Here is a 17,792-nt window from a genome sequence, read left to right as displayed (position 1 = left end):
TGAAGACTCTCATCCCCTAACCCCTTCTCCCGCAGGAAAAGGAGAACCGGATTCCGGCTCCCTCTCCCGCAGGAGAGGGTTGGGGTGAGGGCATCCCCGGCATTTTATGTTTGATTAAAGTCCATCTACTTATGACTAGACGATCGTTGGGGCTGTTTTGGGTGCTAGTCAGCCTCCTAGTGTTTCTGTTAGGGCACCCGTCTACACTCGCATTGGGCTTTGGCAAAGAGTCGATCGCGGACACTCAGATCTCAGCAGATTTGGTGTTTCCCGATTATCTAGAGCGCGATGGAATTATCCACAACTATGAGCAGCAGGTGCGTCAGTCTCCTGATTCATTTCTGCTGTTGCGATTGCTGGCTGATCACTATCTCAAACGCTTTCGAGAACGGGCAGATGTTGAAGATTTGCTTCGTGCCGAACAAGCAGCCCGACGATCGCTAGCGCTGCAACCGCGTCATAACGAGGGGGCTTCGATGCTGTTAGCCTCAACGTTGCTTTCACAGCATCGATTTCAGGAGGCGTTGCAGGTTGTGACAGACGCTGAAAAGTTGACTGCGACTGATCAGCTTGCATCTCTCAAAGCCTCGATTCAGATGGAGTTGGGAGATTATGAATCGGCTCATCAATTCTTGCAAACGCTGACGAGCGAATCAGAGGATAACTCAGGGCATAATGCAGTGCTGGCTCGATATCTAGAATTAACCAGCCACTTATCAGTAGCGCGGCAACAGATGGACTCAGCCATGCAGCAAATGGATGAGTTCTACACTAACCCCGCTGAGACTCGTGCTTGGTTTCATGTGAGAGCGGGTGATCTGTCATTTTTAGCAGGCGATTTGGCTCGATCGGAGCAGCGATATCGAGAAGCGATCACGCTCTTTCCTCACGATGTTGCGGCGTTTACGGGTCTGGCTCGACTCTATGCCGCTCAACATCGCTGGCAAGCTTCTCTAGAAGCCGCTAATCAGGGCATTGAGTGGGTGCCACTCGTCGAAACGCTGGCATATAAAGCAGACGCACAACAGGCTCTCGGAGACTCATCGGGAGCCGCTGCAACCCAAGATCTGATCGAAGTGGTGGCGCGTCTGAGTCAGGTTAAAGGTATCTACGATCGTGCCCTGGCTGTTTACTACAGTGAGCACGGGGTTCATTTACCCGAAGCGCTGGAGATCGCTCAACGAGAAGTTGCCATTCGCGACGATATTTATGCCGAAGACACTTTAGCGTGGGCAGCTGCCGCCAATGGGCAATGGCAGACCGCCCAACGAGCCACTCGGCAAGCGACTCGCTATGGCACCGAAGATCCGCTCTTGCGATTTCATCGCGGCATGATTGCGCTGCACAGCGGCGATCGCGAGACTGCGATTCAGCAACTCAGTGAGGCGCTGCGTCTCAATCCTCAGTTTCATCACAAATATGCGGCTGAAGCGCGTCAAGTTTTAGCCGACCTGTCCCCTACCAAAGTGGAGTCATGATGCAACGACGTTTTTATGGATTTAATCGCCCTGCTGACGTGGCGACGATCGTGGCAGAAATTCAGACGATCGAAGATCTGTGGCAGTTAGAGTTTGACCTCGCCGTATCGGGCACAAATCTCACCTACCTCATTCACAGTGCTCCGGGTGTGACTGTGGTGGATTGCGTTGCCGAAAATCAGATCGAGCGATATGTCTTTATGACGTTAGAGGCAAACGAACGACATGGAGGCTTAATCGAGGCAGAACTGAGCAAGGTCAAAGGCTTCAAAATGTTGTCACCAACGTTTGAATCATTGCTCAACAACACAAAGTGCGTTCACTCCAGTCTTCTCAACTAATCTGCAACCTGTTATGAGAACTTTGCTAAATTGCTTGACTTCGATCGCTGCGATCGCGTTAGTTTTTCTATCTTGGGTGCCACTTGCTGATGCTCATCCGCTTGGTAACTTCACCATCAATCACTATACAGGGCTGCATATAGAGCGTGACCACGTTGGAATTGACTATGTTTTAGATATGGCGGAGATTCCGGCGTTTCAGGAGATTCGACAGCTTGATCTCGATCGCAATCACAAAGCCGACGCGATCGAGACGAAGAATTATCCTGCTGATAAGTGCCGCGAGGTCAAGTCTCACTTAAATCTGCGGCTCAACCAAACGCCTCTAGCACTCTCCCTGACTCGCTCAAGTGTTGAATTTCCGCCCGGAGTCGGCGGGTTAGACACGCTGCGGCTGACTTGTAGACTTGAGGGAGCGATCGCGTCACCCATCACAAATCAGTTGGTTGAATTTGAAGACACCTATTATCCCCAGCGTTTGGGATGGCGTGAGATTACGGTGTCTGCTGGCGTTCCTATTCAGGGTAATACTTCCACGTCTACTAGCATTACAAAACGCTTGACAGACTACCCTACCGATTTGCTGAGTAGCCCTCTCAATCAGCGTCAAGTTTCCTTTACGCTCAATCCGTCTCTGTTGTCTGATCCATCCGTTGCGCCATTGTCTAAATCTGCTAATCAACCGAGTCAGGCACTAATCGGCAGAACCAATGATGCTTTCACCCGATTGATCACACTAGAAGACCATAGCCTGTCTGCGACTCTGGTTGCGTTGGCGATCGCATTTGTTTGGGGCGGATTTCACGCGCTGTCTCCCGGTCATGGCAAAGCGATCGTCGGTGCTTATTTAGTCGGTTCTCGTAGCAAAGTTCATCATGCGCTTGTTCTGGGGCTGACCGTAACGCTGACTCACACGATCGGCATTTTTGCGCTGGGTCTGCTGATGCTCGGCACGTCTCAGTTTGTGTTGACCGAAGCGGTGTTTCCCTGGCTAAACGTGATGTCTGGCGTGTTAGTGACGGGCATCGGATTGAACTTATTGATTCAGCGCTCGCGCAGTTCTCAAATCTTCCAAACATCGATATCGGGACAAGGACATCATCATCACGATCACGATCACGATCGCAATCACGATCGCAATCACGATCGCAATCACGATCACGGGCATTCTCACTTGCCGCCCGGTGCTGATGGTTCCATTACCTGGTCGAGCATCTTAGCGTTGGGAATCTCAGGCGGATTGTTGCCCTGCCCTTCAGCATTGGTGGTGTTGCTGAGTGCGATCGCGCTGGGTCGAATCGGGTTCGGACTCGCGTTAGTGTCTGCGTTTAGCTTGGGGTTAGCAGGGGTGCTCACCGCAATTGGGTTAACGCTGGTCTATGCCAAAGATTGGTTTGAGCGGTTGCCGATTCAAGCCTCTAGAAGCAGATTGTTTCCAGCAATGAGTGCCTTATTTGTGACGCTGATTGGCTTAGGCATCACGACAAAAGCACTCCTCGATCGCGCGTTATAAACCTGCCTCACATCTCAATAAAGCGTTCATTCACCTCGGAAGTCTGATTTGTTTTTCCAGCAAACCTTACCTTAAAAATCACCATGCCTCAGTTCACTCAAACATCACTCTGCCTTGCCGCCACCGGATTTGCGCTCTCGTTCTCAGTCGCTCTACCTGCCACAGCAGGCACTCTGTCCTACTCAGGAGACACGACGAATGCTCCGACGTTTCACAGACCCAAAGCGCAAGGGTTTGAAGGAATTGAAGACCCATCCAACTCGCTATCTGATGTGGGCACGGCGGTCTCTTATTTCAGTCAGGCTTTCTCAGTAGACACCGCTGGATCGTATGATGTTACGGGCACTCAAGCGTTTGATGGAGTCCAGTTTTTGTATCGAAACTTCTTCGATCCTCTGTCTCCCATCACAAATTTAATCTCTGGCAAAGACTCCTTTCCAGACGTAGGAAATTCTGGGTTTAGCGGGTTGTCTCTGATGAACAACACACCCTATTTTCTAGTGACGGCTGGCTATGACAATGCGGATAACCCCATCAACATCAGCTACGGAAAATTTACCAACACGATCGCGGGTGCTGGCAACATCACCCTCAAAACTGCAACCCCGATACCCGAACCGTCAACCGCCGCAGGCATGATCGTCTTTGGGTTGATGGTTGCTGGAGGTCAAATTCGCAAACGTAAACTAAGACTGCTGCCAGTAGCCGTTTCAGAATCCAAATAGAGTCAGTCATGTTTAAAAAAATCCTTGCATCTACCGCGATCGTGCTGCTGGTCGCCCCTAACGCAGTTTCCTCGCCGCGCTCTACGTCTGCCCAAGACGCACTTTGCTACATGGTTACGACCCACGAGACGGTCGATCTAACCGCCTTATGCAACCTTGAAAACATGGCTGAACTGTCTCCGATCGTGGTCACTAACCTCAGCCTAGACGTTCCCGATCAAGAATTTCTATCGTCTAAGGTTAAAGCCACGATTACCAATCGCAGCAGTCGCCCCATTCAGATAGAAATGATTCAGTTGCAAATTAATCGCGCTGACGTTCCGATCGCGATCGTCCCTATTTTCATGAACGAAACTCTAAAGCCGGGGCAGTCAGTTCTCGCAAGCGGACTGTTTGACAAAGCTGAACTGCGAGATCAAGAACCTGGCGGACTCAGTGTTCGTTTTCAGAATTGGCAATGAAAACAAAAGCTATTTTTGAGGAAACCATGAAGCGATTTAGCATCATTTTCTTAATTACCGTTCTCTGCATTGTGGGCTACTTTGAAATCAGCCTGTCACACGCTGAAACATTGTTCTGGCTCAACCTTAACGCAACTGCCGAAACTATATACATCGGTTAGGTCAGTCTGATTAATAGTTTAGTCGTAACCTAATTGTAGGCATTACGACTAAAAGGTGATGTGCAACTAATTTACCCTCATCCCAACACTTCTCCCTAGGGAGAAGGGCTTTCAGATTCTTTCTAGTTCCCTCTCCTTGGGGAGAGGGCTAGGGTGAGGGCTGTATTCTCAAGCATTTGAGAGAAGTTGCACATCGCCTACTAAACTGTAAAAGCACTTGATTTAGCCAGGAGCAGGAACCGATGACGACGTTGCTGATTCAGTCAGATCAGATTCCCCTAACCGTTAGCTTTCCGGCACTGGTGCAGATGACCGATGAGCAGTTTTATGAATTTTGCCAAGCCAATCGAGACTTGCGAATTGAACGGACTGCAATTGGAGAAGTAATCATTATGCCGCCTGCGTTCTCAGATACGGGCAATCGCAACATGAAAATTAGTCAACAGGTTGCTAATTGGGCTGAACAAGATGGGACTGGCGAAGTGTTTGACTCTAGTGCAGGGTTTACGCTGCCGAACGGGGCAACGCGATCGCCCGATGCCTGCTGGATCAAGCTAGAGCGATGGAATCGTTTAACCGATCAACAAAAAGCTTCATTTGCGCCGATTTGTCCTGATTTTGTGGTTGAGTTGCGGTCTTCCAGCGATACGTTAATCGGTTTGCAAGCCAAGATGCAGGAATATATCGAGAATGGCGCTGTCTTAGGGTTTCTGATTGACCGCAAAAATCGCACGGTTCACAGTTATCGCCGCGATCGCACACCCGAAATTTTAGAGCAGCCTGAAACAGTGAGTGGTGATCCAGAACTGCCGAGATTTGTACTGCAAATGGCAAAGATTTGGTGATGCACTCGCTCTTACGCTAGATGCTAGAAGCTGACAGGTCAGAGTACCATCCTGGATAATCCTTCATATCCTTGATCGGGCTGTTGGAAGTTCATCCTGCAATCTCTTATTCAGAGTAGGTTGTGGGTCACGATGTAACCTCTGCTGAATGAAGATCGAGTCAGCTTTTAATGAAGCCTCCCTACTGAAGCGAATTGCCCAGCAAGACCAAGCTGCCCTCGCAGCCCTGTACGATCGCTATGCTCGAATTCTGTATGCAGTTGCTTTCAAGAGTCTTGGTTCTGCCCAAGAAAGCGAAGAAGTCGTATTAGATGTGTTTTCTCAAGTTTGGCGCACGGCTGCCAACTATGACCTCACCAGAAGCCGGATAGACACCTGGCTCTTTATGATCGTCCGCAGCCGCACGTTAGATCGGTTACGTCGTCTCCAGCGAGCAACAAAAATTGCCCTTGCCTCTGCCGATGCTGCCAAGAGTCAACCCCATCAACTGAGCGATGATCCCATTGAAGATGTGCTGCTCTCAGAACGCCGCGCTCACGTTTTGACCGCGATCGCTCAGTTGCCCGAAGAACAACGTCAGGCGATCGAGTTGGCGTACTATAAAGGGCTGACTCAATTAGAGATTGCGGCTCAACTCGGACTCTCGCTAGGCACCGTTAAAACGCGCATCCGTCTGGGTTTGAGTAAGCTGCGAATCGCCCTTGGCACCTGGGAGCCAAGCTAGGATGAAGTTATTCACACATGAGATGAGATGAACAACGAAGATCGCTGCTTTTGTGAACTGGCTCCCCTCTATGCTCTTGATCTCTTAGACGAACAAGATCAGACATGGATTGAGCAACAGGCGGCTGCATCTTCAGATTTAGCGACTGAGTTAGCAGACATTCAGGCAACGGTGGGAGCCATTTCTTACAGCGCCGAACCTGTGCCAATGGCAACCGATCTCAAAGATCGCTTATTTCAGCGGTTGAGCCAACCAGTCGCAACTGAACTTGTTAGAGATTTACGACCCAGACAGGCTGAGTCACAGCGGCTCGATCGCTCTTCCCCACGCCGCCGCAATCCTAAATGGCTTCAGGTTGGGGGAGCGATCGCCACTCTGGCATTGATCGCGCTATTCGTTGACAACTATCGTCTGCGTCAAACCACTCAAGAGACTCAATCTGTGATCGCAGCTTTACAGCAGCCTGACACCATTCTCTACACGCTACGAGGCACCGAGAAGGCGACAAACGCTTCTGGCAGTTTAGTCATCAACCCAACCCAAAAAACGCTGACGGTTTTAACGCAAAACTTGCCTAACTTACCGTCAGGTCAAACCTACCGCCTTTGGGCAATGCCAAAAGGTGCCACAAAGCCATCCTTTTGTGGGCAGTTTAATAGCCGCACTAACGGAACCACGAGTCAGTTGTCAAACTCAGACGCAGTGTGCAATGGGGCTGTTTCTCAAATGCTGATTACGGCTGAGTCAGCGACGGCTCCATTAGTTCCGGCAGGTGATTTGGTGATGAAAAGTGTCTTGTGAGTCGTTACAAATTCGTGATCTTGACGGGTTTTCCCTGGTGTTTCTGTGGCGATGCCGCATCTTCTACCGTGACCGCGACTTTTGAAACCAACGCTTCAGACCGATACACTTTAGGCACGACGATCGGTTGAGCCACATTTCCTTGAGCATCGACGTTGAATACTTCCGTCAAGATGGCTCCCTTGAGGTCAGTCGTAAATGGAGCATCCTGCTTTGGCAGCGTCCACAAAACATAGACTTTTCCGGGTGGAAGTGGCGGCAGGTTCTTGACCGTCAAGACGGCTTCTAAAGTGTTGGGGTTGACAGCGACGGTTGCAGAAGCCGCAGTTGCTGCTTGGGTGCCCTTCAAAGAAAAGGTGAGGGCAGCTAATCGCTGAGTTTCAGTCTGTGACGCTTGCAGCGTTTGTCGCAGCCGATAATTATTGACTCCCAACACGCCAATGAAGACAGCCGCCGCAACATTGAGCGCTCTGCTCCAGGGAAACGGCTTTCTGCCAGAGGTAGGGCTTGGCAGGGCGACGATCGGCATTGATTGAGCACCCAGAACGGCTGAACGGAGATGTGCGGGAAGGTCTACGTCGGGCAGATCAAAAGACAGTTCTAGCGCTTTTTGCATCTGGGTCACCTCGTCTGCGATCGCTGGGTGCTCACTCAAAAGCCGCTCAAATTCTGCTGCCTCATCCGCATCAAGGTCGCCCAAGACATATCCCGCAATTAATAGCTGTAAGTGTTCTGAAGACATCGCCCAAGTCATAAGTGTGATGATTTCAGATAGTCTGACATGGGGCAGATCGGGCTTGAGAAAGTGAACTCTAGCGAATTTAACTAATTATTCAAACCTCACTTTGATATTATTGTGATGTGAATCAATCTTCCTCTTTAGAGAAAGGATTTTTAGAATTCCCATCTTGTGCTCTTAAACATCTCTGCTCTTGATACGTATCTAACTGCCGATCGGATGTGTCAATCTTATAGAAATGCTTAGAAAGACGTTTAGAGCAATTCACAAGCTGACAGCAAAGTCTCCATACTGGCATTGTGATTGAGAAAAGAAAACAAGTGTTTGTAGCGCAGAATACCCTGACGATCGAGCAAAAATTGAGCAGGCAACGGCGCGCCCAATGCTTGACCCGTTTGATAAGCCCGAAACACCTGACAGCCAGAATCGCTCAACAAGGGCATTTTTAGCTCTAAATCTTGCACCACTTTTTTGCTTTGTTGAGCATCAGTGCTGGTGATCATCAACACTTCTGCACCGCGATCGACAAACTGCTGATACTGTTCGTTTAATGCTTTGATGTGAGGAAAGCAAAAGGGACAGTATTGCTTTTCAGTGAAGATGCGAGTGAAGGCAAGAATCACTGGGCGATCGTTTTGATAATCAGAGAGTTTGACGGTGCGATCGTGAGTCACATCCAATAATTCAAACCCAGGGGTCACAGAACCCAACGCTAAACGATTGGTAGCGGGAACTGGAAAGAAGTTATTGAAGAAACGCTGGTTGAGTAAGCCGCTAAAATCAGTGGAAGTCAGCATAAGTCAAATTCTTTATAAAAAAATAGTGGATGACAGTCAGCGACCCCCATCCACTATTTAATCTTAACGATTAACTACAGTGCAGCAAAAAACTCTTTTGACTTCACAGAGTCAGGGTTCATTGTTTTGTCACCGGGCTGCCAACCTGCGGGGCAGACTTCATCAGGGTGAGACTGCACGTATTGAATGGCTTGCAGAGTGCGAAGGGTTTCATCAACGCTGCGACCAAACGACAAATTGTTGATCGTGGAGTGTTGAATCACGCCGTCTTTATCAATGATAAAAAGACCACGCAGCGCAACGCCTTCATTGGGGTCAAGGACGTTGTAAGCAATGCTGATTTCTCGTTTGAGGTCAGACACAAGCGGATAGCTGAGGTCGCCAACTCCACCCGACTTGCGATCGCTCTGAATCCAAGCGAGGTGGGAAAATGCGCTATCGATTGACACGCCTAGAATTTCGGTGCCGATTTTCTTAAAGTCTTCGTGACGATCGCTAAATGCCGTGATCTCAGTCGGACAGACGAAGGTAAAGTCAAGAGGGTAGAAAAATAGAACGACATACTGACCGCGATAGTCAGATAGTTTGATGTCTTTGAATTCTTGATCAACAACAGCCGTTGCTTTAAATTCGGGAGCGGATTGACCGACCCGTAAACATTCTTCGTTGGTTTGGGTCATGAAAAAAATCTCCTTAGCAGTCTATCTACTGTCTCGAACTGATGGTGTAGATCTCAAGCGCTTTGTCAAAAGACCCACTAAAATCATTTACGAACTGTAACGACTATATCATAGTCATAACGATTTTGACTAAAGGGACGTGGGGGCATGAGCGATAGTTTAGACACGCGAGAATGGCTGCTGACCAATGGGTTGGGCAGCTTTGCGAGCGGCACTGTCTGCGATGCACGATCGCGCACTTATCACGGGTGGCTGTTTGCAGCGCTTGACCCGCCCGATCGCTGCACTCTCCTTCTCTCGCACTTAGATGCCACCCTCGAAATTGCCGGACAAGATATTCCCTTGAGCACTCATTTTTGGCTGGGCGGCTCAGTGTCACCGATGGGATATCGGCTTCTGCGATCGTTCTCGCTTGACCCTACGCCAACTTGGGTTTGGCAGCAAGATTCATGGCAGTTGACTCGCGAAATTATCCTGCCTTATGGGCTAACAGGCGATCAAATCCCCCAGTTTTCTCATCGGGTTTTAATTCGCTATACCTATGTGGGAGAGGGATCGGCGGTTCTAAAATTGCGTCCGTTGGTGGGCGATCGTAGTTTTCATCATCCTCAGCATCGATCTCCCAATTTAACCTTTTCGCAGCAGTTAGGAGCCGATTATTTAGAGTTGCAGTCGTTCCGTATGGGGCAACCCGGCACTCTCTGGCAACTGCACTGGAGTCATGCTCATTATCAGCCCGATAGCTTGTGGTATATGAGCTTTCACTATCCTGAAGAGACGCGTCGAGGCTTGGGCGATAATGAAGATCTTTACAGTCCCGGTTATCTCACGGTGTCGCTGCGATCGGGAGAATCCATCACGCTAGAAGCCAGAGTCGGAGCCGCGACCGACGTGCCGATTTTGGATGACAAAACCTTCGATCGTGCCCTGCAAGCCGAGCGAGACCGACTCCAGCCGCTTTTAGATTCTGCAACCTATCCCATTCAAAGAACGTTATTGAGAGCGAGCGATCGCTTCATTGCCTTCCGCACGACAACTGCCACTCCCACGGTGATCGCCGCATATCCCTGGTTTCGTGACGTGGGACGCTACACGCTGATGGCGTTACCCGGATTGATGCTGGTTCCTCAACGCTTCTCGCTGGCACGAAGTCTGCTGTCGATGCTGGGGCACTATTGCTATCAAGGATTGATCCCGAACGGGTTTGCCGAACCTGATGGGAAACCGATTTACAACAGCATCGATACTTCTCTGTGGTGGATTGAGATGCTAGGACACTATCTCGAAGCCAGTCAAGACTGGGAGTTTCTCACGCAGCAATATGCGATCGTCAAGCAAATCTATAAAGCATTTACGGCAGGAACGCTCTACAACGTTCGCATTGATGCCTCTGATGGATTGGTGACGTGGGATGACCCGATGGCGGCGCTCACCTGGATGGATGCGAGGGTCAAAGGAGACCCGGTGACTCCACGTCGAGGTAAACCGATCGAGGTCAATGCCCTTTGGTATTCGGCTCTCTGTTGGGCAAGTCAGTGGGCAGACATCTTGAGACAGACCGACCCCACGAATGCGACGTTGGCAAATCAGGCGCGTCGTTATGTCGATCAAGCACAGCAGGTTAAGCACTCTCTACAGCGATTTTGGAATGCAGATAGCGGTTATTTATTAGACACGATCGAACCGGACGATCAACGCGATTCGACCATTCGCCCCAATGCAGTGTTAGCACTGTCGCTGCGTCACTGTGCATTCTCAGATGAGCGGGCGCGACAAGTGTTGCAGGTTGCCCGCGATCGCTTATTAACCCCCTATGGGCTGCGATCGCTTGATCCCTCCGATCCGGCTTATATCGGCACTTATAGCGGCGGGGTTTGGGATCGCGAATTTGCCTGTCATCAAGGCACAGTCTGGAGTTGGTTGCTGGGGGCATTTTTGCGAAGCTGGCATCAGTTTTGTGGAGATTTGCCGCTGCCGTTTGATGGGCAGATGTTGCTGACTCACATTGAACAACAGGGCTGCTTAGATGCCGCCTCAGAATTATTTGATGGGGATTTTCCTCATGTGCCGAGAGGGGCAGTCGCGCATGGTGTGACGATCGCTGAACTCGTGCGGTTGTTTGAAAATGACGCTTCAGTGTTGAGGGCTTTGGCTCCAGAGTTTCTCTAGACGCTCAATTTGCTCATTGAGAATTTTAGAACGCTTACGTGTAAGAGGACCGCCAGCCCTAAATCTGTAGGCAACAAAAAATAGAGCCATTCTCAAACTGTAGAAGGGAATCGATCGTTCTTTGAACGTTTGAGCGTGTCGGCAGTCGTTGTTTGCTTCTTGTGTGCCTTCATTCTCAAAGCACCTCAAGCCTTTAAGAGCAACGTGTTTGAGAGGGAAGCGATAGCGGTGGAACATTAATCTCTGATCTGAGAGGATCTCGATCGCTTCCATTCCTGTCAGGCTTGACTGCTCGATCGTAAGCAGCGCTGCTAACATAGCAGGAGTTTAGGTCGAAGGCTCAAACATGGCTCAGGAAAACCAGGCATCTCATCATCAGCCAAGATTTCGAGGAAACCGAAAACTTGGCTCGATCGTTGCCATTCTCCTGTTGAGTGTTGTTCCGCCAGCATTCAGTCTCATCGGACTTTTTCTCTCACTGTGGATCGTCATTCCCGCTCCAACTTTATTCCTGCTGCCGTTAGGAGTTGGTGCGCCAGAAATCAGTCCTTGGTTGGTGGGTGTGAACGCGATCGCGATTCTCCTGCTTCTGAGATTCCATCAAGGATTGTTCTCTCGTATATTTCTAGTTGGCAGCGTTGTTGCATTGATATTAAGTCTGCTGCCTCTCATGCAGGTTTCGTCTACTAATCAGCGATTCTCTGTGGCGATGCAGTCAGCGTTGGGTAACGATTATCTAGAGCAAATTTCTCAAGAGAGACGAGTCAATAATCGTCCTTCTCCTTTTGTGTTGTTGGATGCGTTTCGTGGCATTCCTGCTAGTGATGTTCGCTCCACGTCAAACATTCAATTTTCGAATCCCGGTGGCGTTCCGTTAACGCTCAATCTCTATCAACCGCTGCAACCGGGGAAATATCCGACGATCGTCATGATTTATGGCGGTGCATGGCAACGTGGTACTCCTGACAGCAATGAATCGTTTAGTCGCTATATGGCGGCACATGGATATGTAGTGGTCGCGATCGATTATCGTCACGCTCCTCAATTTAAGTTTCCTGCTCAGTTAGAAGATATCAACACAGCGTTTGCATTTGTGTTAGATCATGTGGATGACTATAATATTGACCGCGATCGGATTGCGGTGATGGGGCGATCGTCGGGTGCTCATTTAGCGATGCTGGCAGCGTTTCAATCTGATGCGCCTCCCATTAAAGCGGTCGTTGATTATTATGGTCCGGTTGAGTTGACGCTGGGCTATCGCAATCCGCCCAACCCTGACCCGATCGATTCTCGTGCAACCCTCAAAGCTTTCCTAGGTGGCACTCCTGACGAGTTGCCAGACTTATATCGACAGGCTTCTCCCTATCAATATGTGACCCGTCCTCTGCCGCCGACGCTGCTGATTTATGGAGGTCGCGATCACATCGTTCAAGCAAAATTTGGAGAAGCTTTATCCGAGCGCTTGCAGTCTGTGGGCAGCCGCGCTGTTTTTCTAGAGATTCCCTGGGCAGATCACGCGTTTGATGCGGTGTTTAATGGCGTGAGCAATCAGTTAGCGCTCTATTACACTGAGCGATTTTTGGAATGGGCGTTGAGATAAGTCATTTTCCCCTGGCGTAAAATCCTAAATGATGGGCGATCGGGCGCTCATTCATCGGAATCTTGTTTTGAATGGGAGAATTCAAAAGCTTGGTGCCTGATGGCGTGAAAATTGCCAACGTGAGGAAAATAATCCCAGGGCGTTTCTTCACGAAAGCGATAGAAAAAATTCGCATTGATCGCCAGCTTCAAATTGAATTCGCTCAGAAACTTAGACGTGATTTGGGCGTTAGTTTCGGTACCGTCGAAGGCTGCTGATCCAGGAGTCACAAAGGCGCGAACTCCGGGTGCGGTTAAGTCGATCGTCACAATATGAATCACGATCGGACGAGGTAGAGATCGCACTTCTCGCCGATAGTCAATGCCTTGAAACAGCGATCGAGTTTCAGAAGCGCGAACCGGACGCAAAAAAGAGGAATTCCGTACAAAATGATGGGTATGAGGAGCAATCCGATTCCCAGTCCGCTCCATAACAGGTTGCCTAGCGATCGCCGATTCTGATTCATTCATTTAGGATTATGGACTCACTAGCCTGTCATCCCAACGTTGCTGTTCAGCGGCTGCCAAAAACCTTTTCATTCACATCGCAAATTCTTGAAAGTCCGCTGCAACAGCGTTGTTATGCTGCGTCATTTTAGTCAATTTTGTACTATCTAGGAGACATTTCAGCTTTACTGTTCAAGCTGCAAAACAGTTTTGATAGTCTCAGCAAGACGTTTTTCAAACTCTAGCATTCCTCGTGGAGTATATGAATATTGGATATAACGCATATGTCTTACATCAAACGGCACATCCTCATTATTTTGCGTAATGAGGATGACGGGTTTACCTAACACATGTCCAAGACCAATTTCATAGAAGACGTTTGGATTGCGACCTGTACAATCTGCAATTATCACTTTTGCTGAATAAATAGCACTCCAAACATCTAACATTACCGAATGAGCAGTAAAGAAGTCATCTCCACGGGCAACACTCAAATTTAAATCAGCCGCCACTTTTACAATGTGATCATCATATAGAGGCTTCATTTCTGGTTTGAACGGCATTAAAACGAATACATCAGCACTGCTAATAGACTTGTCCGGTAGTCCAAAATATGGCTTCACAATCATGGACTTATCGGCATCCAACTTAGATACTTCTGACAAGCTGATTCCAAGAGCGTTTTGAATGTCCTCCCACTGTTTTGAGACTTTAATCTCACCATTAATTGCGAGATCCCAACGATCTCCTTCTTCGGTCGTAAACTCAATAAGACCAGCTTCATGAAGCCCGTCAAGAGTTCGCCTGAGCATCCCGTGTCCAGTGTGATATTCACTAGGCTCTAGTCCACACTGAATACATAAGCTTGTCCAGTCGTTTGCAAGACCATTCCGTAGCAGAAGGAGAATTGTACTTCCATGAAAACGACGCATCTATGATTTGCCTTCAGATTGGTTGATTGCCTTGGGTCATTCCACGTTATAGGAAACTACTTTTACCATTGGTACTAATTTCTTAACTATAAGCAATCTTCAAGTTGCTTCCCTATCGATCGCCCAGCGGCATAACAATTATTTCTGCCGTTTGGACTCCTGCCAATCGGCATAACACCCTTCACAGGAGAACTATGCGGTTTGCACACAGCATAATTCCTGTTTTTTGAGGTTCTATACCGAATCTTCACAGAATAACTCCTCTATTTCGGCAGTTATACCGAACGACTTTCGGACTTTTCCTTTCTAGAACTGGAAAAACTCTGCTTCTCTACCTCTTAAAATGAACAAGCCATTGCGCTTTGTCGATCGGACTCCTGCTCTCCCACGATCGCAACCCTTGAGATAAACATTAAATCTTCTAGGATTCCAAAAACCAAAAAACTCCTGTAGAATACATCGCAGTGATGGATGTCGTGCCCCGGAAATCTGATCTGGACAATCAGACTCCGAGGACTTCCATCCCTAGTTAGTACCATTAACTCAGGAGGCGTTCATGATTGTACACCCTCGGCTTTGCTATGGGATCTTGAAAGGCTGGAATCAAGATCCTGCATACAGTTTTTACCCACAGGGAATATCTAAGAACTCAATGTTTTTGTCCTCTTTAACTAATTAGAGAGGACAAAAACTATGGGAGTTAGGACGATCGTGCGTAACTCGATTTCGTTCACCGTTGAGTTGCGATGCTCAACAGAACGGCGTTATTGAGTTAGTGTCACGTTAGATTTGCAAGAGCGTTATATCTTCCTGTCATCGGGCATTGTGCCCAACATTAGCGATGCTATTGAAGACTTTGTTTCCCAGCTAAGTGAGATTGCGTCTAATCAACTGGCATTTCTCAAGTGGGATGGCACGAGTGATGTAACGACTGAATATCAAATTATCCGAGTGTTGCCGGGATATCAGATTGTCAATATTGTCCTGGGCAATGGTTCACTCATTCAAGTGGAGGAATTGCACGACAAAACCACCATTCAACTGTAGACCTCCTGCGTAAAGCTGGACAGCCCTCCTCACGAAGTGGGGCAAGCCCTCGCCAACCCTTCTCCCCAAGGAGAAGGGAGCTAGAACCTCTTGTTCCCTCTTCCTGAGGCTACTGTGTACATACAAGTTGCTTGATCGGTCATTGCTGAGATCTTCTACCCCTAAATCCCCCAATCTGGGGGACTTCAAGCTAAAATTCCGGGTTCAAAGTCCCCTAATCTTGGGGGATTTAGGGGGGCTGAAAGACCTGAAACCCAGTCTACGCGGGTTTGTGTGTACACGGTAGGCTTGGGGAGAGGGCTAGGGTGAGGGCATCTTCCTCACCAAATAGACAATCAGCGACTCATCGACCATATAATCGACCACTTCACGCGGCGTATAAAACGATCCCGTTTGCTTTCGTGCCGTCGCCTCAGTCTCAGGATTATATGCTGCCAACAAATTCTCACACACCTTGCCCAACATTTCCGGGTCAAGCGCGATTTCTTCCTCGATCGGCGTGTTTTCAGCGATCGTAAACTTATAGCTATTAAAGATATCAATCAATCCCCGCATGTCATAGTGCTTATTTTTAGTGCCATAAATCGGATTGAGATCGACTTTCTGCTCGTCACAAAAGAACAGAAAATTAGGGACAGATAGCGGATTATCGGCGCGATCTCTAAACCCATCAATTCGGCTAGGTTGCTTCGGATTTTCTTTGTCAGTCCGATCCAAACATTCAAACAATCCCCCATTTAAAAAGGGCATCGTTTCAAATAACGCCAGCGCTGCATCGGGTTGTTTAAACAACTCTCGATAGCGATAAACGTTGTGTACCATATAGTGTTGGCCTCGTGTCTTTCCCTGATGTCGAAACTTACGATTTTTCGGTTTCGCGTCCGTGTTCATCTCTTGATTCAGCGTTGCAAAAAACAGATTTTGCAAAATCGCCTAATAGGTGCTCGACTCAACATTCTCTAGACCAATCAGTTGAGACAGTTGCGCCCGATCGAACAACCGATCCGACACCATCCCTTTTTCTTTGAGAAACCACACAAAAATCAGCCGCGTAATCAATCGAATCACACTCGTCGCATTTCGCACCGCCTGATTTTTATCCGCCCCATCTGGAAACATCACCTGCTGCGTCGCCCAAAAATACCAGTTCGACACTTCCTTAAAAAAGCGCTTATTGAGTTCCGAGCTATCGAGGGTTTTTTGCCACGATCGATGCAGCTCCACAAAGTTGCTCACCTTATGAGTCTTATAAAGCTGCTCTAGCGACAGATCCGCCAAAATCTCGACATGGGCACGATGCGGATTTGCAACGGCAATATCTTTAACCAGCGTCACTTTTTCTAACACGTCGATCGAGCTATCTCGCCGACTCAACCGCCGATTAATCACCGAAAGCGTCACCGTTTTCCCATGCTGAAACACCAGCATCACAGGCATCTGAAACAGCTTATTGGCTTCACGAGTGATATCCGCTAGCTTCGATCGAGAATACGATTCACCTCTTAACCGAATCCCAAAAAACAAATAAGACTCAATGATCGTGTTATCAACCTTCACATCATTAAATTGAATGCCAAGCTGATCACTTTCAACAATCTTATCCTTCGTGAGTTGAAACAGCAGATCGACAGATTGCCACTCATCGACCCGCGCTTTTTCTGGCTTGAGAACGCCATCGCCATTAAAGCTATTCAAAAAGCTCGCTGCCGTTGGCTGATCTAAGCTGACTCGCTTATCCGTCCCATAGCCCAATGTCCGGAAAAGTGCGATCGCGCTCTCCACCAAATCCCCCCGCTCAAACCGCTTGAGATCCCGAAGAATGTTCTCTTTTACCTGTTTTTCACTGCTCATGTTGAATCACCAGCCACGTTGTTAACTCAAAATCGATGAGACGTTTAACCCTGCACCCTCATCCCCAACCCTTCTCCTTAGGGAGAAGGGAGCCAGAATTCATGTCCCCTCGCCCCTGGGGAAAGTTTTAGCTGAGATCTTGCACCCGTCTATTCGCTGCGGTTCTGTCCCGCCCGAAATTCCATTCACGGGCGGGACAGAACCGCAGCGAATAGACGGGTGCAAGATCTGAGCAATTGTCCCACGCAGAAGGGTGGGTTAAGAAAGTAAGAAACACTCAATCCCCCGTCCTCATCTTGCCCTAATGTGAAGCTAATGCTCTGACAGTTAAGACCGATTTATCACTGGTGCGAGCGCGCCCGAATCTGAGCCTGGTTCTGGAGAGTCACGGTTAAGGAATTGGTGAAGTGACGAGAGTCACTATCCCGTTTAGGAGACTGGAT

The 17,792-nt window shown here is 48.7% G+C and carries 20 protein-coding genes; 12 read left to right on the top strand and 8 right to left on the bottom strand.

Annotated elements, in window-relative coordinates; all coding sequences use genetic code 11:
* Positions 1–131: 131 nt before the first annotated feature.
* From A8707_RS07575 to A8707_RS07540, 9 genes are all read left to right on the top strand, one after another.
* Positions 132–1,478, top strand: a complete 1,347-nt coding sequence (locus A8707_RS07575; RefSeq protein WP_068816206.1) for a tetratricopeptide repeat protein — start codon at positions 132–134, stop codon at positions 1,476–1,478.
* Positions 1,475–1,819 carry a hypothetical protein gene (locus tag A8707_RS07570; RefSeq protein ID WP_068816205.1) on the top strand — a complete coding sequence of 115 codons (345 nt, stop codon included), beginning with the start codon at positions 1,475–1,477 and terminating at the stop codon, positions 1,817–1,819. The genes A8707_RS07575 and A8707_RS07570 overlap by 4 nt, the downstream gene beginning before the upstream one ends.
* A 13-nt stretch (positions 1,820–1,832) precedes the next feature.
* The gene (locus A8707_RS07565) at positions 1,833–3,332 is read left to right on the top strand and encodes a nickel/cobalt transporter (protein WP_068816204.1); all 1,500 of its coding nucleotides are present in this window, start codon (positions 1,833–1,835) and stop codon (positions 3,330–3,332) included.
* Positions 3,333–3,415: 83 nt separating this feature from the next.
* Positions 3,416–4,057: a hypothetical protein gene (locus A8707_RS07560; protein WP_068816203.1), complete on the top strand. Its 642-nt coding sequence runs from the start codon at positions 3,416–3,418 to the stop codon at positions 4,055–4,057.
* An 8-nt stretch (positions 4,058–4,065) separates the two neighbouring features.
* Positions 4,066–4,518: a hypothetical protein gene (locus A8707_RS07555; RefSeq protein ID WP_068816202.1), complete on the top strand. Its 453-nt coding sequence runs from the start codon at positions 4,066–4,068 to the stop codon at positions 4,516–4,518.
* A gap of 26 nt (positions 4,519–4,544) precedes the next feature.
* The gene (locus A8707_RS30155) at positions 4,545–4,679 is read left to right on the top strand and encodes a hypothetical protein (RefSeq protein ID WP_269452685.1); all 135 of its coding nucleotides are present in this window, start codon (positions 4,545–4,547) and stop codon (positions 4,677–4,679) included.
* Positions 4,680–4,921: 242 nt separating this feature from the next.
* Positions 4,922–5,524, top strand: a complete 603-nt coding sequence (locus A8707_RS07550) for a Uma2 family endonuclease (protein WP_068816201.1) — start codon at positions 4,922–4,924, stop codon at positions 5,522–5,524.
* Positions 5,525–5,672: 148 nt separating this feature from the next.
* A complete protein-coding gene (locus A8707_RS07545) occupies positions 5,673–6,248 on the top strand; it encodes a sigma-70 family RNA polymerase sigma factor (protein WP_068816200.1) in 576 nt (191 codons plus the stop codon).
* Between the two features lie 27 nt (positions 6,249–6,275).
* Positions 6,276–7,049: an anti-sigma factor gene (locus A8707_RS07540; RefSeq protein WP_068816199.1), complete on the top strand. Its 774-nt coding sequence runs from the start codon at positions 6,276–6,278 to the stop codon at positions 7,047–7,049.
* Between the two features lie 4 nt (positions 7,050–7,053).
* Here the strand turns inward: A8707_RS07540 and A8707_RS07535 are convergent, their stop codons facing one another.
* From A8707_RS07535 to A8707_RS07525, 3 genes are all read right to left on the bottom strand, one after another.
* Positions 7,054–7,791 (bottom strand): anti-sigma factor, encoded by a 738-nt coding sequence (locus A8707_RS07535; RefSeq protein ID WP_231947973.1) that lies wholly within the window; start codon positions 7,789–7,791, stop codon positions 7,054–7,056.
* A 251-nt stretch (positions 7,792–8,042) separates the two neighbouring features.
* Positions 8,043–8,585 carry a peroxiredoxin family protein gene (locus A8707_RS07530; protein WP_068816197.1) on the bottom strand — a complete coding sequence of 181 codons (543 nt, stop codon included), beginning with the start codon at positions 8,583–8,585 and terminating at the stop codon, positions 8,043–8,045.
* A 74-nt stretch (positions 8,586–8,659) separates the two neighbouring features.
* A complete protein-coding gene (locus tag A8707_RS07525; protein WP_068816196.1) occupies positions 8,660–9,265 on the bottom strand; it encodes a peroxiredoxin in 606 nt (201 codons plus the stop codon).
* Positions 9,266–9,412: 147 nt separating this feature from the next.
* Here A8707_RS07525 and A8707_RS07520 point away from each other — a divergent pair, with 147 nt between their 5' ends.
* Positions 9,413–11,434: an amylo-alpha-1,6-glucosidase gene (locus tag A8707_RS07520; protein WP_068816195.1), complete on the top strand. Its 2,022-nt coding sequence runs from the start codon at positions 9,413–9,415 to the stop codon at positions 11,432–11,434.
* On the opposite strand, the gene A8707_RS07515 is transcribed toward A8707_RS07520, so the two are convergent.
* On the bottom strand, positions 11,399–11,752 hold the full coding sequence (locus tag A8707_RS07515; protein WP_068816194.1) for a hypothetical protein: 354 nt from the start codon (positions 11,750–11,752) through the stop codon (positions 11,399–11,401). The two genes, A8707_RS07520 and A8707_RS07515, sit on opposite strands and share 36 nt — an antisense overlap.
* A gap of 28 nt (positions 11,753–11,780) precedes the next feature.
* On the opposite strand from A8707_RS07515, the gene A8707_RS07510 reads away from it, so the two are divergent.
* Complete coding sequence (locus A8707_RS07510) at positions 11,781–13,034, top strand: alpha/beta hydrolase (RefSeq protein ID WP_068816193.1); 1,254 nt, start codon at positions 11,781–11,783, stop codon at positions 13,032–13,034.
* 47 nt (positions 13,035–13,081) lie between these two features.
* Here the strand turns inward: A8707_RS07510 and A8707_RS07505 are convergent, their stop codons facing one another.
* On the bottom strand, positions 13,082–13,543 hold the full coding sequence (locus tag A8707_RS07505) for a hypothetical protein (protein ID WP_068816192.1): 462 nt from the start codon (positions 13,541–13,543) through the stop codon (positions 13,082–13,084).
* A gap of 161 nt (positions 13,544–13,704) precedes the next feature.
* Positions 13,705–14,331 (bottom strand): hypothetical protein, encoded by a 627-nt coding sequence (locus A8707_RS27470; RefSeq protein ID WP_082906270.1) that lies wholly within the window; start codon positions 14,329–14,331, stop codon positions 13,705–13,707.
* A gap of 909 nt (positions 14,332–15,240) precedes the next feature.
* Here A8707_RS27470 and A8707_RS07495 point away from each other — a divergent pair.
* The gene (locus tag A8707_RS07495; protein ID WP_068816191.1) at positions 15,241–15,498 is read left to right on the top strand and encodes a hypothetical protein; all 258 of its coding nucleotides are present in this window, start codon (positions 15,241–15,243) and stop codon (positions 15,496–15,498) included.
* Between the two features lie 300 nt (positions 15,499–15,798).
* Here the strand turns inward: A8707_RS07495 and A8707_RS07490 are convergent, their stop codons facing one another.
* Entirely contained in the window at positions 15,799–16,320 is a 522-nt protein-coding gene (locus A8707_RS07490) for a hypothetical protein (protein WP_156518419.1), read from the bottom strand.
* 111 nt (positions 16,321–16,431) lie between these two features.
* The gene (locus tag A8707_RS07485; protein ID WP_068816189.1) at positions 16,432–17,349 is read right to left on the bottom strand and encodes a hypothetical protein; all 918 of its coding nucleotides are present in this window, start codon (positions 17,347–17,349) and stop codon (positions 16,432–16,434) included.
* Between the last annotated feature and the right edge of the window lie 443 nt (positions 17,350–17,792).

Origin of the sequence: Phormidesmis priestleyi BC1401 (assembly GCF_001650195.1) — a bacterium.
Taxonomy (GTDB): domain Bacteria; phylum Cyanobacteriota; class Cyanobacteriia; order Leptolyngbyales; family Leptolyngbyaceae; genus Phormidesmis_A; species Phormidesmis_A priestleyi_B.
This window is presented reverse-complemented; position numbering and strand designations above follow the sequence as displayed.

Excerpts from the sequence above, each read along its gene's own strand:
- A8707_RS07575 (WP_068816206.1), top strand. The coding sequence starts at position 132 with ATGACTAGACGATCGTTGGGGCTGTTTTGGGTGCTAGTCAGCCTCCTA.
- A8707_RS07570 (WP_068816205.1), top strand. The coding sequence starts at position 1,475 with ATGATGCAACGACGTTTTTATGGATTTAATCGCCCTGCTGACGTGGCG.
- A8707_RS07565 (WP_068816204.1), top strand. The coding sequence starts at position 1,833 with ATGAGAACTTTGCTAAATTGCTTGACTTCGATCGCTGCGATCGCGTTA.
- A8707_RS07560 (WP_068816203.1), top strand. The coding sequence starts at position 3,416 with ATGCCTCAGTTCACTCAAACATCACTCTGCCTTGCCGCCACCGGATTT.
- A8707_RS07555 (WP_068816202.1), top strand. The coding sequence starts at position 4,066 with ATGTTTAAAAAAATCCTTGCATCTACCGCGATCGTGCTGCTGGTCGCC.
- A8707_RS30155 (WP_269452685.1), top strand. The coding sequence starts at position 4,545 with ATGAAGCGATTTAGCATCATTTTCTTAATTACCGTTCTCTGCATTGTG.
- A8707_RS07550 (WP_068816201.1), top strand. The coding sequence starts at position 4,922 with ATGACGACGTTGCTGATTCAGTCAGATCAGATTCCCCTAACCGTTAGC.
- A8707_RS07545 (WP_068816200.1), top strand. The coding sequence starts at position 5,673 with ATGAAGATCGAGTCAGCTTTTAATGAAGCCTCCCTACTGAAGCGAATT.
- A8707_RS07540 (WP_068816199.1), top strand. The coding sequence starts at position 6,276 with ATGAACAACGAAGATCGCTGCTTTTGTGAACTGGCTCCCCTCTATGCT.
- A8707_RS07535 (WP_231947973.1), bottom strand. The coding sequence starts at position 7,791 with ATGTCTTCAGAACACTTACAGCTATTAATTGCGGGATATGTCTTGGGC.
- A8707_RS07530 (WP_068816197.1), bottom strand. The coding sequence starts at position 8,585 with ATGCTGACTTCCACTGATTTTAGCGGCTTACTCAACCAGCGTTTCTTC.
- A8707_RS07525 (WP_068816196.1), bottom strand. The coding sequence starts at position 9,265 with ATGACCCAAACCAACGAAGAATGTTTACGGGTCGGTCAATCCGCTCCC.
- A8707_RS07520 (WP_068816195.1), top strand. The coding sequence starts at position 9,413 with ATGAGCGATAGTTTAGACACGCGAGAATGGCTGCTGACCAATGGGTTG.
- A8707_RS07515 (WP_068816194.1), bottom strand. The coding sequence starts at position 11,752 with ATGTTAGCAGCGCTGCTTACGATCGAGCAGTCAAGCCTGACAGGAATG.
- A8707_RS07510 (WP_068816193.1), top strand. The coding sequence starts at position 11,781 with ATGGCTCAGGAAAACCAGGCATCTCATCATCAGCCAAGATTTCGAGGA.
- A8707_RS07505 (WP_068816192.1), bottom strand. The coding sequence starts at position 13,543 with ATGAATGAATCAGAATCGGCGATCGCTAGGCAACCTGTTATGGAGCGG.
- A8707_RS27470 (WP_082906270.1), bottom strand. The coding sequence starts at position 14,331 with ATGCTCAGGCGAACTCTTGACGGGCTTCATGAAGCTGGTCTTATTGAG.
- A8707_RS07490 (WP_156518419.1), bottom strand. The coding sequence starts at position 16,320 with ATGGTACACAACGTTTATCGCTATCGAGAGTTGTTTAAACAACCCGAT.
- A8707_RS07485 (WP_068816189.1), bottom strand. The coding sequence starts at position 17,349 with ATGAGCAGTGAAAAACAGGTAAAAGAGAACATTCTTCGGGATCTCAAG.